General features: G+C 64.1%; 12 protein-coding genes and 1 pseudogene. 5 read left to right on the forward strand and 8 right to left on the reverse strand.

All coding sequences use genetic code 11. From position 1 onward, the window contains the following. Positions 1-11: 11 nt before the first annotated feature. Positions 12-692, forward strand: a complete 681-nt coding sequence (locus ACJRPG_RS22965) for an SPOR domain-containing protein (protein WP_408002433.1) — start codon at positions 12-14, stop codon at positions 690-692. A gap of 3 nt (positions 693-695) precedes the next feature. On the opposite strand, the gene ACJRPG_RS22970 is transcribed toward ACJRPG_RS22965, so the two are convergent. The 6 genes from ACJRPG_RS22970 to ACJRPG_RS22995 are packed head-to-tail and all read right to left on the reverse strand — an operon-like array spanning position 696 to position 7990. Next, a complete protein-coding gene (locus ACJRPG_RS22970) occupies positions 696-1724 on the reverse strand; it encodes a septal ring lytic transglycosylase RlpA family protein (RefSeq protein WP_408002434.1) in 1029 nt (342 codons plus the stop codon). Further along, positions 1721-2836 carry a rod shape-determining protein RodA gene (rodA, locus tag ACJRPG_RS22975; protein WP_408002435.1) on the reverse strand — a complete coding sequence of 372 codons (1116 nt, stop codon included), beginning with the start codon at positions 2834-2836 and terminating at the stop codon, positions 1721-1723. Before rodA ends, ACJRPG_RS22970 begins: the two co-directional genes overlap by 4 nt. A gap of 3 nt (positions 2837-2839) precedes the next feature. Then, positions 2840-4945 (reverse strand): penicillin-binding protein 2, encoded by a 2106-nt coding sequence (mrdA, locus tag ACJRPG_RS22980; RefSeq protein WP_408002436.1) that lies wholly within the window; start codon positions 4943-4945, stop codon positions 2840-2842. 13 nt (positions 4946-4958) lie between these two features. Beyond that, complete coding sequence (gene mreD, locus ACJRPG_RS22985) at positions 4959-5471, reverse strand: rod shape-determining protein MreD (protein ID WP_408002437.1); 513 nt, start codon at positions 5469-5471, stop codon at positions 4959-4961. Positions 5472-5483: 12 nt separating this feature from the next. Beyond that, entirely contained in the window at positions 5484-6902 is a 1419-nt protein-coding gene (gene mreC / locus ACJRPG_RS22990) for a rod shape-determining protein MreC (RefSeq protein WP_408002438.1), read from the reverse strand. 44 nt (positions 6903-6946) lie between these two features. Further along, positions 6947-7990 carry a rod shape-determining protein gene (locus ACJRPG_RS22995; RefSeq protein WP_050409489.1) on the reverse strand — a complete coding sequence of 348 codons (1044 nt, stop codon included), beginning with the start codon at positions 7988-7990 and terminating at the stop codon, positions 6947-6949. Between the two features lie 272 nt (positions 7991-8262). On the opposite strand from ACJRPG_RS22995, the gene gatC reads away from it, so the two are divergent. The 3 genes and pseudogenes from gatC to gatB all read left to right on the forward strand — a co-directional run. Beyond that, complete coding sequence (gene gatC, locus ACJRPG_RS23000; RefSeq protein WP_408002439.1) at positions 8263-8562, forward strand: Asp-tRNA(Asn)/Glu-tRNA(Gln) amidotransferase subunit GatC; 300 nt, start codon at positions 8263-8265, stop codon at positions 8560-8562. Between the two features lie 48 nt (positions 8563-8610). Then, on the forward strand, positions 8611-10095 hold the full coding sequence (gene gatA, locus ACJRPG_RS23005; protein WP_408002440.1) for an Asp-tRNA(Asn)/Glu-tRNA(Gln) amidotransferase subunit GatA: 1485 nt from the start codon (positions 8611-8613) through the stop codon (positions 10093-10095). Between the two features lie 16 nt (positions 10096-10111). After that, positions 10112-11575 (forward strand): annotated as a pseudogene (gatB, locus tag ACJRPG_RS23010) (Asp-tRNA(Asn)/Glu-tRNA(Gln) amidotransferase subunit GatB); the annotation flags it as partial. A gap of 32 nt (positions 11576-11607) precedes the next feature. Here gatB and ACJRPG_RS23015 read toward each other — a convergent pair. Then, on the reverse strand, positions 11608-11985 hold the full coding sequence (locus ACJRPG_RS23015) for a hypothetical protein (RefSeq protein ID WP_408002441.1): 378 nt from the start codon (positions 11983-11985) through the stop codon (positions 11608-11610). Between the two features lie 62 nt (positions 11986-12047). Then, positions 12048-12704: an orotate phosphoribosyltransferase gene (gene pyrE, locus ACJRPG_RS23020; RefSeq protein WP_408002442.1), complete on the reverse strand. Its 657-nt coding sequence runs from the start codon at positions 12702-12704 to the stop codon at positions 12048-12050. A 46-nt stretch (positions 12705-12750) separates the two neighbouring features. On the opposite strand from pyrE, the gene ACJRPG_RS23025 reads away from it, so the two are divergent. After that, a complete protein-coding gene (locus tag ACJRPG_RS23025; protein WP_408002443.1) occupies positions 12751-13521 on the forward strand; it encodes an exodeoxyribonuclease III in 771 nt (256 codons plus the stop codon). The last annotated feature ends 40 nt before the right edge of the window (positions 13522-13561 follow it).

Here is a 13561-nt window from a genome sequence, read left to right on the forward strand (position 1 = left end):
TAGGACGGATTGTGCTGAAACTGATCTTCTGCCTTCTGCTGGCAATCAATGCCGCGCTGTTCGCATACGGACAGGGCTATCTCGGCCGCTTCAGCGAAGCCGAGCGCGAACCCGCGCGCATCAGGAACCAGCTGAATCCCGCGAAGCTCACGCTGATCTCTGCCGCCAAGGCCAATGCCGCCGTTGCCGCCGCCACACCGCCCGCGCCCGAGGTGAAGGAAGAAAAGCCGATTGCCTGCCTTGAAGTGGGCAGCTTCCAGCTGGCGGAAGCGCGCCGTTTCGAAACCCAGGTGGCCGCGCTCGAGCTGGGCGACCGCCAGTCGCGCCGCAACCTGCCGGGGCAGGAGATTTCCAGCTACATGGTGCATATTCCGCCGCAGGGCAGCAAGGACGGGGCGGAGAAAAAGGCGGCCGAGCTGCGTGCGCTGGGCGTCACGAACTACTTCGTGATGCCGGAACCGCCGCTGCGTTGGGGCATTTCGCTGGGCGTCTTCAAAACGGAAGCGGCCGCGCAAACGCAGCTGGCGGCGCTGAACAAGCAGGGTGTGCACAGCGCCCGCATCGCGCCGCGCTACAGCGGTTCCAAACTGCTGGCCTTCCAGTTCCGCGATATCGACAGCGCCGCCCGCACCGGCCTCGAAAAGATCACCGCCAAATTCCCCGAGCAGGAAATCCGTTCCTGCAGCAAGTAAGGCTCAGCGCTGCACGATGATCGGTTTCAGCTTGAACGCCGGGGGCAGGCGCAGCGCGGCCTGCGCCGCTTCCTGGCGCGTGGCGAAGGGGCCGCCGTACAGGCGGAACACCGAACCGTTCTGCACCACTTCGAATACATCGCCGCTGCCGGCTTCCACCAGGCGGGTGCGCATCTGCTCCGCGTTGTCCGCGCGGCCGAAAGCGCCCAGCTGCAGGTAGTAGCCTGCTTGCGCCACCGGCGCATCGCCGCCGCCGGGCGCTGCGCCCAGCATCATGGCCTCGATCTCTGGCGGCGCCGCCGCAGGCACCGGCGCCCGTTCGCTCGCCGGATCGGCGGCCATGCCGCCTTTCGGCTTGTCCGCCGCGGCGATCATCATTGTGTCGCCACGCTTGCGTGCCGCGAGGATCTGCTCGATCTCCTCCGGCATGATGCGGGTGACTTCCAGCTGCGTGCTGCCGTTGGAGAGCAGGCCCAGTTTCAGGGCCGCCGTGTAGGAAACATCGATCACGCGCGTGGAATGGAAAGGCCCCCGGTCGTTGATGCGCACAATGACGGATTTGCCGTTCGAGACGTTCGTAACGCGGGCATACGAAGGAATCGGCAGCGTGGTATGCGCCGCCGTCATCTTGTACATATCGTAGATTTCGCCGGATGAAGTCTTCTGGCCATGGAACTTCTTGCCATACCAGGTGCCGAGGCCGCGCTGCGTCAGCGGCTGGTCGTTCGGAATCGGGGTGTAGGTCTTGCCGAACACCGTGTAGGGGCGGTTTGCACGCGGCAGCAGAGGATCGTTGCGCACGTCCGCATCCGGCACCTGCATCAGGTTGGGCGGCGGATTCTCGCCGGGGCCGTCGTCCTGGTAGTAGGCGCCGCGGCCTGAATTCGCGGGCGGCAGCACAGGGACGCCGGGCTCTTGCGGCCGCGGCGCCGCCATCGGTGCGGATTTCGGCAGCGTGGCCGGCCGCTTCGGCGGCGCGGTGCCGCAGGCAGCCAGCACCAGCAGCAAGGCCAGGGGAAGCAGTTTCTTCATGTCTGCACCAGCTTGCGGTTACGCTGAATGCTCATCAGGATTCCCGATGCAATGCCCAGCGTCAGCAGCGCCGTGCCGCCGTAGCTCATGAACGGCAGCGGCACGCCCACCACCGGCAGGATGCCGCTCACCATGCCCATGTTCACGAAGGCGTAGGTGAAGAAGATCATCGTCGTGGCGCCGGCCAGCAGGCGGGTAAAGAAGTTGGGCGCTCCTGCGGAAATCATCAGGCCGCGGCCGATCAGCAGCAGGTAGAGCAGCATCAGGAACAGGTTGCCTATCAGGCCGAATTCTTCGGAATAAACGGCGAAGATGAAGTCGGTGGTGCGCTCGGGAATGAACTCCAGGTGGGCTTGCGTGCCATGGGTCCAGCCCTTGCCCGTCATGCCGCCCGAGCCCACGGCAATGGTGGACTGGATAATGTGGAAGCCCTTGCCCAGCGGGTCGGAAGTGGGATCGATCAGCGTCATCACCCGCTCGCGCTGGTAGTCGTGCAGCATGGACCAGGCCACCGGCATGCTGGCGGCGGCGCCAACGATCAGCGCCAACAGGGCTTTCCACGGCAGGCCCGCGAGGAAGATCACGCTCAGGCCCGCCGCCACCACCAGCAGCGCCGTGCCGAGGTCGGGCTGGCGCGCGATCAGGAATACCGGCAACAGCAGGAGCACGGCGCCGATCACATAGGAATGCCAGCGCAAATGTCCCTGGCGCTGCTGGAAGAACCAGGCCAGCATCAGCGGCACCGCCAGCTTCGCGAACTCGGAAGGCTGGATATCGATCACGCCGATATGCAGCCAGCGCCGCGCGCCAAGCTTGATGGTGCCCACCAGCGCTACCGCGACCAGCAGGCTGATGGTGATGACATAGGCAGGCAGCGCGATGCGCATCATGTTCTGCGGCGATATGTTCGACACCATCCACATCACGAAGAAGCACATGAAGATATTGCGGATCTGGTCTTCGATCTTGCCCGGAATGCCGATGCTGGCGGAGTACAGCGTGACCAGGCTGGTGGTCAGCAGCAGGACCAGGATGGTGAGCAGCGGGCCGTCGAATACCGCGACGTAGGGCCGCATGCGGCGCCACAGCGAGCGCCTTTCATTGATACGCATGGTCTATCTCTTCTGCGTTGCCGCCGGTGCGGCAGGCGTGGTCTGGGCGGGCGGCACCGGCGCCGGAGCGGGCGCGGGTTTCTGGCGCACCGGCGGCGGCATGGTCGGCATCAGGCCCGGCTCATGGTTGTGGCCTTCCCTCGCCGCATGCTCCTGCTCCAGGGCGGCGGCGTCTTCGGGACTCAGTTCTTCCAGCGGCACCAGGAACTCGGCGTCTTCCTTCGGCACCTTGGTGGTTTCCTTTTCCGTCGGGCGCTTGCCGAGGATCCAGTAGTCCAGCACCTTGCGTGCGATGGGGGCTGCAACGGCGGCGCCGAAGCCCGCGTTCTCCACCACCATCGCCAGCACGATGCGCGGCTTGTCGGCCGGGGCAAAGGCCGAGAACAGCGAGTTGTCGCGCAGGCGCTCGGAAATGGTGGATGCGTTGTACTTCTCGTTGGCCTTGATGCCCACCACCTGCGCCGTGCCGGTCTTGCCGCCCACGGTGTAGCCGGTGTTCTGGAATGCGCGGAAGGCCGTGCCGCCAGGTTCGCTGGTAACGCCCACCATCGCATCCTTGATGAAGTCGATGTTTTCCTGCTTCAGGTTGATGCGGTAGCTTTCCTTCGGCACCGTAAGCTTGCGCGCGCGGGTGCCGCCATCTTCGATGATCTTCACCAGGTGCGGCTTCATCACGATGCCGTTGTTGGCCAGGTTGGCCATGGCATGTGCGATCTGCAGCGGCGTGTAGTTGTTGTAGCCGGAACCGTTGCTCACCGAGATGGTGTCGCCGCCAACCCACTTGCCTGCCTGCGGGTTCTTCTTGTAGCGGCTGCGCTTCCATTCCTGCGAAGGCAGCACGCCGGTCTTCTCGTTTTCCAGGTCGATACCGGTTTTCTGGCCGAAGCCGAAAGGCTTCATGAAATCATGGATCATGTCGATGCCCATGTCGCGGCCCAACTGGTAGTAGTAGGTGTTGCAGGACACCACGATGGACTTGCGCATGTCCACCATGCCGTGGCCGCCCACCACGTCGTCGCGGAATTTGTGGCTGCCGAGGTACATATAGCCCGGATCGGCAATCGCCTGGCTCGGCGTGCGCTTGCCCAGCTCCAGCGCGGCCAGCGCCATGAAGGGCTTGAAGGTGGAACCCGGCGCATAGGTGCCCGACAGCGGACGGTTCACCATCGGGCGGTCCAGCGAAGTATTCAGTTCATTCCAGCTTTGCGAATCGATGCCGTCCACGAACAGGTTGGGGTCGTAGCCGGGGCGCGACACATAGGCCAGCACGTCGCCCGTTTCCGGCTCGATGGCCACCAGCGCGCCGCGCCATTCGCCGAAGGCCTCCTCCGCAATTTTCTGCAGTTCGATGTCGATCGACAGGATCAGGTTGCTGCCCGCCGTGGCGGGCGTGCGCGACAGCGTGCGGATGGCGCGGCCGCCGGCCGATACTTCCACCTCTTCGTATCCGGTCACGCCGTGCAGGTGGCGCTCATAGCTCTTTTCCAGGCCTTCCTTGCCGATATGGTCGGTGCCGTTGTAGTTGGCGGCGTCTTCGCTCGCCTCCAGCGCCTTGGCTTCGTTCTGGTTGATGCGGCCGATGTAGCCGATCACGTGCGAGGCGGTCTCGCCCAGCGGATACTGGCGGAACAGGCGCGCCTGCACTTCCACGCCGGGGAAGCGGAAACGGTTGGCCGTAAAGCGCGCCACCTCTTCGTCGCTGAGACGGGTGCGCAGCGGCACGCTGGCGAAGTTCTTGGATTCCTCCAGCAGCTTCCTGAAGCGGCGGCGGTCTTTCGGCGTGACCTCCACCAGCGTTGCCAGCTGGTCGATGGTATCTTCCAGCGGCAGGCGCAGCTTGCTCGGGGTGATCTCCAGCGTGTAGGCGGAGTAGTTGCGGGCCAGGACCACGCCGTTGCGGTCCAGGATCAGGCCGCGGTTGGGCTGCACCGGCACCACGGCGATGCGGTTATCCTCCGCCTGCGCAGCGTAATCGCTGTGCTTCACCACCTGCAGCCACACGAAGCGCGCCAGCAGCAGGGCAAAGCAGACGAACACCAGCGCGCCCAATACAGTCAGGCGCAGGCGGAACAGATGCAGTTCCCGTTCGTTGTTCTTGAGTTCAGTCATTGCAGGTCTTGCGTCAGATCGGGCGCGTATGGTCTTTGTCCACGGCACGGCGCTGCGGCGCCAGCAGGATCAGCGTTACAACGGGCCACAGCAAGGCAGCGACGCCGCTTTCGATGAAGTAGAACCAGCCGGGGAATTTGCCGGACACGATGAAGCGCACCGTCAGCTGCACGGCTTGCGCCAGCAGCAGCAGCGGCAGCACGTGGATGGCCTGCATGAAGATCGGGAACCACTGCACGCGGCGGTGCATCATGATCGCGAAGTAGGACAGCAGCGTGTAGGCCAGAGCGTTCTCGCCGAACAGCGTGGCGTCATGCACGTCCATCAGCAGGCCGAGGAAGAAGGCGGTGCCGATGCCGACCTTGCGCGGCTGGTGCACGCCCCAGAACACCAGCACCAGCGCCACGAAATCCGGCGCGCCAATGAAGCGGCCCCAGGGCAGGAGGTTCAGCAGGAAGGCGCCGGCCAGGCTGCATGCAATGAACAGCGGGCTGACAGGGAGCAGGATGTAGTGTGGACGGTTCATGGTGTGGTGTCCTTATCGTGCCGTCGTGGCGGCGGCCGGAGCGCCTTGCAGCGTCTGCGTCATGCGCAGGCCCGACGCGTTGGCGGCCGGCGCGGTGTTGGCGGGAACAGCGCCTGCAGGCGCCTGGGCAGGATGCTGGCCCGCCGCTGCCGGTACCACCTGGGCCGGGCGCTGGCCCTGCGCGGGCGCTGGCGGCATGGTGGCCAGTGCCGTCTGGGCTGGACGCTGGCCCTGCGCTGCCGCTGGCGGCACGGTAGCCGGTGCCGTTTGAGCTGGCCGCTGGCCTGCGGCGGCTGCCGGCACCGTGGCGGGTGCGGGCTGGGCTGGACGAAGACCTGGCGTAGCCGCCGGCGGCACGGCGGCTGGTGCCGTCTGGGTTGGGCGGAGGCCTGGTGCAGCCGCTGGCGGCACGGTGGCTGGTGCTGCCGGATTCGGGCGCAGGCCTGGTGCAGCCGCCGCAGGCGCGGCGTTTGCCGGCGCGGCGGTGGCGGCCGGTGCGGCGGCATCGCCTGCAGCCGCCGGCTGGGTGGCGGCTGCGCCATCCTTTTTCTTCTTGCCCGGCTTGACCACCTCTTCTTCCGGCGGCCGTGGCGGCATTTCCGGCAGCGACATCAGGATCAGCAGCTGCGTATTGCGTTCGATGCCGGCCAGCGGCTGGCACACCACGCGCCCGAAGGCGCCGTTGGCATTGCTCTCCACCTGCACCACGCGCGCCACGGCAAGGCCCGCCGGATACACGCCGTCGATGCCCGAGGTGATGAGGATATCGCCCACCTGCACATCCGCATTGGGCGCCATGAACCGCAGGTCCAGCGTGCCGGCCTGGCCACGGCCATAGGCGATGCTGCGCAGGCCGTTGCGCAGCACCTGCACCGGAATCGCCTGCTCCTTGTCGGTCAGCAGCGTGACTTCGGAGGTGAAGGGAAACACGCGCGTCACCTGCCCCACTACGCCCTGGCTGTCGATAACCGGCAGGCCAAGCGCCACGCCCTGCTGGGTGCCGCGGTCCAGGATGATCTTGCGGGTGAAAACATCGCGCGCATCGTACAGGATCTCGGCCAGCATGGTCTTGCCCGGCACACGCTCGCGCGCATCGAGCAGCTTGCGCAGCTGGTTGTTCTCGGACTGGTGGAGCTGGGCCTGCTGCAGGGTCTGCGCCACGGCGATCTGCTGCCGCTTGAGCTCCTGCACCTGCTTCTCCAGCGAGGAGAGCGAGGAGAAGTATTCGCTGACGCCGACCGCCGCATCGCGCGGCAGCAAGGCCGCCATCTGCACCGGATACAGCACGGTGCCAACCACCTGCCGTGCCACCGACAGCGCGCCCACACGGGAATCGAGCAACAGCAATGCCACCGAGATCAGCGCGAAAACGATCATCTTGGCGCGGGCGGACGCGCCTTGCTTGAAGAGTGGCGGAGGACTATATTCCATAAACCCAATGAAGAAGGGCGGCCTGCGCCGCCCTGTCCAGCTACTTATTCGTAGGAGAAGATGGATCCCAGTTGGTCCATGCGCTCCAGTGCCATCCCGGAGCCGCGCACCACGCAGGTGAGCGGGTCTTCCGCCACCAGCACCGGCAGGCCGGTCTCCTCCATCAGCAGGCGGTCCAGGTCGCGCAGCAGCGCGCCGCCGCCGGTCAGCATCATGCCCTTTTCCGCGATGTCCGCGCCCAGTTCCGGCGGGGTCTGCTCCAGCGCGTTCTTCACGGCGGAAACGATGTTGTTCAGCGGATCGGTCAGCGCTTCCAGGATCTCGTTCGACGAGATGGTGAAGGAACGCGGGATACCTTCGGACAGGTTGCGGCCCTTGACTTCCATTTCCTTGACTTCGGAGCCGGGGAAGGCGGAACCGATGGCCTTCTTGATCGCTTCGGCGGTCTGTTCGCCGATCAGCATGCCGTAGTTGCGGCGGATGTAGTTCACGATGGCTTCATCGAACTTGTCGCCGCCCACGCGCACGGAACCCTTGTAGACCATGCCGCCCAGCGAGATGATGCCCACCTCGGTGGTGCCGCCGCCGATGTCCACCACCATCGAGCCGGTAGCGTCGGAGACCGGCAGGCCGGCGCCGATGGCCGCCGCCATCGGTTCTTCGATCAGGTACACCTGGGAAGCGCCGGCGCCCAGCGCGGATTCGCGGATCGCGCGGCGTTCCACCTGGGTCGAGCCGCAAGGCACGCAGATAATGATGCGCGGCGAAGGACGGAAGAACTTGGAGTCGTGCACCATGCGGATGAACTGCTTCAGCATCTGCTCGGTCACGGTGAAGTCGGCGATCACGCCGTCCTTCATGGGACGGATGGCTTCGATATTGCCGGGCACCTTGCCCAGCATCTGCTTGGCTTCCTTACCGACTGCCTGGATGGTTTTCTTGCCGTTTGGGCCGCCTTCCTGGCGGATGGCGACCACCGAAGGTTCGTCGAGGACGATGCCGGAACCGCGAACGTAGATGAGGGTGTTGGCCGTGCCAAGGTCAATGGCGAGATCGGAGGAGATGTACCTGCGTAAAAAACCGAACATGAGTATCCTGTAGCGCTATGCCCGCGCGCGGGCGCGTGATTAAAGTATCCTGTGCAGACACGGTGGCGCGGGCCTTCAGCGCCAGCAACGCATCAACCCGCCATTCTACCTTATAATTTACAGGCTATTTACCGAAAATCGGCGCAAATGTGCACGCTTGCAAGCGATATTTTGCGAGGCATTGGCAGGGTTTTAAGCGCCTGATAGCCGAATTTACAAGTCACTTATCACTATAACAACCAATCTGCGCGGCCCGCTCCGCGCTTCAAGCCATGTCCCTTACCTTATCCGACGTTAACCGCATTGCCAAACTGGCTCAACTGGAGATGGACGAGACCCAGTCCGCCGCCATGCTGGACAAGCTGAACGGCATCTTCGCCCTGGCCGAACAGATGCAGGCCGTGGACACCGAAGGCGTTGCGCCGCTGAGCCATCCGCTGGCGGCCCATATGCAGGTTGCCCTGCGCCTGCGCGAAGACGCGCCGACGGAACCGAACCGCCGCGACGACTACCAGAAAGTCGCGCCGAAGACCGAGGACGGCCTGTACCTGGTGCCGAAAGTGATCGAGTAAGCCGCCTTGCGCCCTTGATCTTTCGTCCACCGAACCGACTTAGAAGCTATGCATACCAAGACCATTAAAGAGCTGTCCGCGCTGCTGCAATCGAAGCAGGTCAGCGCCACCGAGCTGGCCACCCTCTTCCTCGACCGCATCGAGAAAAGCGACCTGAACGCCTTCCTGCACGTGGACCGTGCGCTGACGCTGGCCCAGGCCGCGGAGGCCGACCAGCGCATCGCCGCCGGCACCGCCACCCCGCTGACCGGCGTGCCCATCGCGCACAAGGACATCTTCGTCACCAGGGGCTGGCGTTCCACCGCCGGCTCGAAGATGCTGGCCAACTACGTGAGCCCATTCGACGCCACCGTGGTGCAGAAGCTGCAGGACGCCGGCATGGTCACGCTGGGCAAGCTGAATTGCGACGAGTTCGCGATGGGCTCCTCGAATGAAAACTCGGCCTTCGGCCTGGTGAAGAACCCATGGGACAAGGCAGCCATTCCGGGCGGCTCCTCCGGCGGTTCCGCTGCCGCAGTCGCCGCGCGCATTGCGCCGGCCGCCACCGGCACCGACACCGGCGGCTCGATCCGCCAGCCCGCTTCGTTCTGCGGCATTACCGGCATCAAGCCGACCTACGGCCGCGCCTCGCGCTTCGGCATGATCGCCTTCGCCTCCTCGCTGGACCAGGCAGGCCCGATGGCACAAACCGCCGAAGATTGCGCGCTGCTGCTGAACGCCATGACCGGCTTCGACGAGCGCGACTCCACCAGCCTCACGCCGGAACAGGGCAATGTGGCCGAAGACTACACGCGCGACCTGAACAAGCCTTTGACCGGCCTGCGCATCGGCGTGCCGAAGGAATACTTCGGCGAAGGCCTGGCGGCCGACGTGGAGAAAGCCGTGCGCGCCGCGCTGGAGCAGTTCGTGAAGCTGGGCGCCACGCTGGTGGACATCTCGCTGCCGAATACCGCGCTGTCCATTCCAGCCTACTACATGATCGCCCCGGCGGAAGCCTCGTCCAACCTGTCGCGCTTCGACGGCGTGCGCTTCGGCCACCGCGCCAGCGAATACAAGGATCTCGGCGACATGTACCGCAAGACCCGCGCCGAAGGCTTCGGTCCCGAAGTGCAGCGCCGCATCATGGTCGGCACCTATGTGCTGTGCCACGGCTATTACGATGCCTATTACCTGAAGGCGCAGAAGATCCGCCGCAAGATCGCGCAGGATTTCGCGAACGTGCTGGACGGCGACAATGCGGTCTGCGACGTGATCATGGGCCCCGTGGCGCCCACCGTGGCATGGGACCTGGGCTCGAAAGCCGACGACCCGGTGGCGAACTACCTGGCCGACATCTTCACCCTGTCCACCAGCCTGGCGGGCCTGCCCGGCATGTCGATCCCTGTCGGTTTCGGCGAAGGCGAAAAGAACGCCAATCGCCCCGTGGGCCTGCAGATCATCGGCAACTACTTCAATGAAGCGAAGCTGCTGAACATCGCCCACCAATACCAGCAAGCCACCGACTGGCACCAGCGCGCGCCGCAGGGCATCTGAGAAGAACAAAGGAAAAACTATGGAATGGGAAGTCGTTATCGGTCTTGAGAACCACGTTCAGCTCACGACCGACTCCAAAATCTTCAGCGGTTCGCCGACCAGATTCGGCGCCGAACCGAACACGCAGGCCAGCCCTGTGGACCTGGCCCTGCCGGGCGTGCTGCCGGTGATGAACAAGCAGGCAGTGGACCGCGCCATCCGCTTCGGCCTGGCCGTGGGCGCCAAAATCGCGCCGCAGTCCGTGTTCGCGCGCAAGAACTACTTCTACCCCGACCTGCCGAAGGGCTACCAGATCAGCCAGTTCGAAGATCCGGTGGTGCAAGGCGGTTCGCTGACCTTCGGCTACGAGAAGGACGGCAAGTTTGTCACCAAGACCGTGAACCTGACCCGCGCCCACCTCGAAGAGGATGCAGGCAAGTCGCTGCACGAGGACTACCACGGCATGTCGGGCATTGACCTGAACCGCGCCGGCACGCCGCTGCTGGAAATCGTGTCCGAGCCGGAAATCCGCAGCGCGCAGGAAGCCGTGGCTTATGCCAAGGCCCTGCACGGCCTCGTGATGTGGCTCGGCATTTGCGACGGCAATATGCAGGAAGGCTCCTTCCGCTGCGACGTGAACGTGTCCGTGCGCCCGAAAGGCCAGGCGGAATTCGGCACCCGCTGCGAGATCAAGAACCTGAACAGCTTCCGCTTCATCGAAGAAGCGGTGAACGTGGAGGTGCGGCGCCAGATCGAACTGATCGAAGACGGCGGCAAGGTGCAGCAGGCCACCCGCCTCTACGATCCGGACAAGAAGGAAACGCGCGCCATGCGCAGCAAGGAAGACGCGCAGGACTACCGCTACTTCCCCGACCCCGACCTGCCGCCGCTGGCGATTTCACAGGAATGGATCGAGCGCGTGAAGGAAAGCATGCCGGAGCTGCCGGCCGTGATGCGCGCGCGCTTCGTGGAGGAATACAAGCTGCCGGAGTACGACTCGCTGGTGCTCACTTCGTCCAAGGCCATGGCGCATTACTTCGAAGCCGTGGTGGCCAAAGCGGGCCAGGAGAATGCCAAGGCCGCCGCGAACTGGCTGATGGGCGACGTATCCTCCACCCTGAACCGCAACGATGTGGACATCGCCGCCGCGCCGGTGAAGCCGGCGCAGCTGGCCCTGATGCTCAAGCGCATCGCCGACGGCACCATCTCCAACAAGATCGCGAAGGAAGTGTTCGGCGCGATGTGGGAAGCCAATTCGGACGACGAGAACCTGGTCGACGTGATCATCGAGCAGAAGGGCCTGAAGCAGATCTCGGACAGCGGCGCGCTGGAAGCCATCGTCAACGAGGTCATTGCCAACAACGAGAAATCGGTGGAGCAGTACCGCGCAGGCAAGGAAGCGGCCATCAACGCCCTGATCGGGCAGGCGATGAAAGCCTCCAGGGGCAAGGCCAACCCGGCCCAGCTGACCGAGCTTCTCAAGCAGAAGCTCGCAGGCTGAAACAAAAAAGGACGCTTCGGCGTCCTTTTTTTTTAATTCGTGATGCTGAGCGTGATGCCCATATTGACCAGCAGGGTCAGGTCGGCGATGGTGAAATCGAGGCTGACGGCGCCGGCTTCGTCGTCGGCCGAGGTGGTGAAGGCCACCCGCAGCTCGGCCGCCAGGCGCGGCACGTCGAAGGTTACGCCGCGCGCCTCGCATTCGTGCAGCCAGGCGCGGATCTGCTTCAGCAGCTCGATCGAATCCTGTTCCGCCGCCAGGCTTACGTAAAAGCCGGAATCGATGCGCACCCGGCCGTCGGGGCGCACATCGCCCTTGGACCAGCTATGCTCCGGCTCGCTGGGCAGGCCGTCGCGCACGTCGGCCAGTGCCGTTTCGTCTCCGTATACTTTGAGGGTTGCGATGTTCATTGATGCCCCATTTATATAGTTGATTCAAAGCAATTCCAGTCTAGCACACGGCGCAGAAAAAGTTAGGCGACCCCGTATTGCTGGCGGTAGGCGGCCACGGCATCCTTGTACCGGGCCAGGGCCGGGTCGGCCGACAGATAGGTAAACAGGTCGGCCAGGTTGCCGATCGAGATGACCGGAATGCCATAGTTCCGGCTCACTTCCTGCACGGCGGACAGCGGCGACAGCTGGCCGTCCTTGCCGCCGCGCTCCATGCGGTCCAGCGCAATCAGCACGGCGCAGGGCTCGGCGCCCGCTGCCCGGATCATCTCCACCGATTCGCGCACCGAGGTGCCGGCCGAGATCACGTCGTCGATGATCACCACCTTGCCCTGCAGCTTGGCGCCCACCAGGGTGCCGCCTTCGCCGTGGTCCTTGGCTTCCTTGCGGTTGTAGGCGAAGGAGGTATTGCGGCCCTTGCCGGCCAGCGCCATGGCGGTAGCCGACGCCAGGGTAATGCCCTTGTAGGCCGGGCCGAACAGCATGTCGAACTGGACGCCGGAGTCCAGCAGCGTCTGCGCATAGAACTGCGCGAGCCGGGCCAGCGTGGCGCCATCATGGAACAGGCCGGCGTTGAAGAAGTACGGCGACTGGCGTCCCGCCTTGGTCGTAAACTCGCCAAATTTCAACACTCCCGCCGAAACGGAAAACGCGATAAACTCTTGCCGCAAGTTGCTCATGATGCTCCATCCAAAGTTCAAAGTACTGGTATTTTAAGCCCTCCCTATGCCAAAAATCATTTCCGCCAATCTCAACGGCATCCGTTCCGCCGCCAAAAAGGGTTTCTTCAACTGGATGGGCAAGCAGGACGCCGACTTCATCTGCGTGCAGGAGCTCAAGGCCCAGGCCGGCGACATGACCGAGGAGTTCCTCAATCCCCATGGCTACCATGGCCATTTCCACTATGCGGAGAAGAAGGGGTATTCGGGCACTGGCATTTACAGCAAGATTGCGCCGGATACCGTCAAGATCGGCTTCGGCAGCCCTGAATTCGATGCCGAAGGCCGCTATGTGCGCGCCGATTTCGGCGACCTCACCATCATTTCGGTGTACTGCCCTTCCGGCTCCTCCTCGCCGGAACGCCAGGAAGCCAAGTTCCGCTTCATGGAACTGTTCCTGCCGCACCTGATGCAGCTGCGCGCCGAAGGGCGGGAAGTGGTGATCTGCGGCGACTGGAATATCGCGCACAAGGAAATCGACCTGAAGAACTGGAAGGGCAACCTGAAGAATTCCGGCTTCCTGCCCGAGGAACGCGCCTGGCTGACCCGTGTGTTCGATGAAGTGGGCTTCGTGGACGTGCACCGCGGCCTGGCGCCGAACGAAGCGCACTATACCTGGTGGAGCAACCGCGGCCAGGCCTATGCAAAGGACGTGGGCTGGCGCATCGACTACCACGTGGCGACCCCGGGCATTGCCGGCTGCGCCAAAACGGTCCATGTGTACAAGGATGAGCGCTTCAGCGACCACGCGCCGCTGATCATCGATTATCCGCGCTGATCCAGTAGCATTTAATTAAGCTTGCTTGTCGCGATTACAT

It is taken from the genome of Pseudoduganella rhizocola, from assembly GCF_045984285.3.
Classification (GTDB): Bacteria; Pseudomonadota; Gammaproteobacteria; order Burkholderiales; family Burkholderiaceae_D; genus Rugamonas.

What these genes read in the sequence shown, in the direction of transcription:
- ACJRPG_RS22970 (WP_408002434.1), bottom strand. Translation starts at nt 1,724, where the DNA reads ATGAAGAAACTGCTTCCCCTGGCCTTGCTGCTGGTGCTGGCTGCCTGC.
- rodA (WP_408002435.1), bottom strand. Translation starts at nt 2,836, where the DNA reads ATGCGTATCAATGAAAGGCGCTCGCTGTGGCGCCGCATGCGGCCCTAC.
- mrdA (WP_408002436.1), bottom strand. Translation starts at nt 4,945, where the DNA reads ATGACTGAACTCAAGAACAACGAACGGGAACTGCATCTGTTCCGCCTG.
- mreD (WP_408002437.1), bottom strand. Translation starts at nt 5,471, where the DNA reads ATGAACCGTCCACACTACATCCTGCTCCCTGTCAGCCCGCTGTTCATT.
- mreC (WP_408002438.1), bottom strand. Translation starts at nt 6,902, where the DNA reads ATGGAATATAGTCCTCCGCCACTCTTCAAGCAAGGCGCGTCCGCCCGC.
- ACJRPG_RS22995 (WP_050409489.1), bottom strand. Translation starts at nt 7,990, where the DNA reads ATGTTCGGTTTTTTACGCAGGTACATCTCCTCCGATCTCGCCATTGAC.
- gatC (WP_408002439.1), top strand. Translation starts at nt 8,263, where the DNA reads ATGTCCCTTACCTTATCCGACGTTAACCGCATTGCCAAACTGGCTCAA.
- gatA (WP_408002440.1), top strand. Translation starts at nt 8,611, where the DNA reads ATGCATACCAAGACCATTAAAGAGCTGTCCGCGCTGCTGCAATCGAAG.
- ACJRPG_RS23015 (WP_408002441.1), bottom strand. Translation starts at nt 11,985, where the DNA reads ATGAACATCGCAACCCTCAAAGTATACGGAGACGAAACGGCACTGGCC.
- pyrE (WP_408002442.1), bottom strand. Translation starts at nt 12,704, where the DNA reads ATGAGCAACTTGCGGCAAGAGTTTATCGCGTTTTCCGTTTCGGCGGGA.
- ACJRPG_RS23025 (WP_408002443.1), top strand. Translation starts at nt 12,751, where the DNA reads ATGCCAAAAATCATTTCCGCCAATCTCAACGGCATCCGTTCCGCCGCC.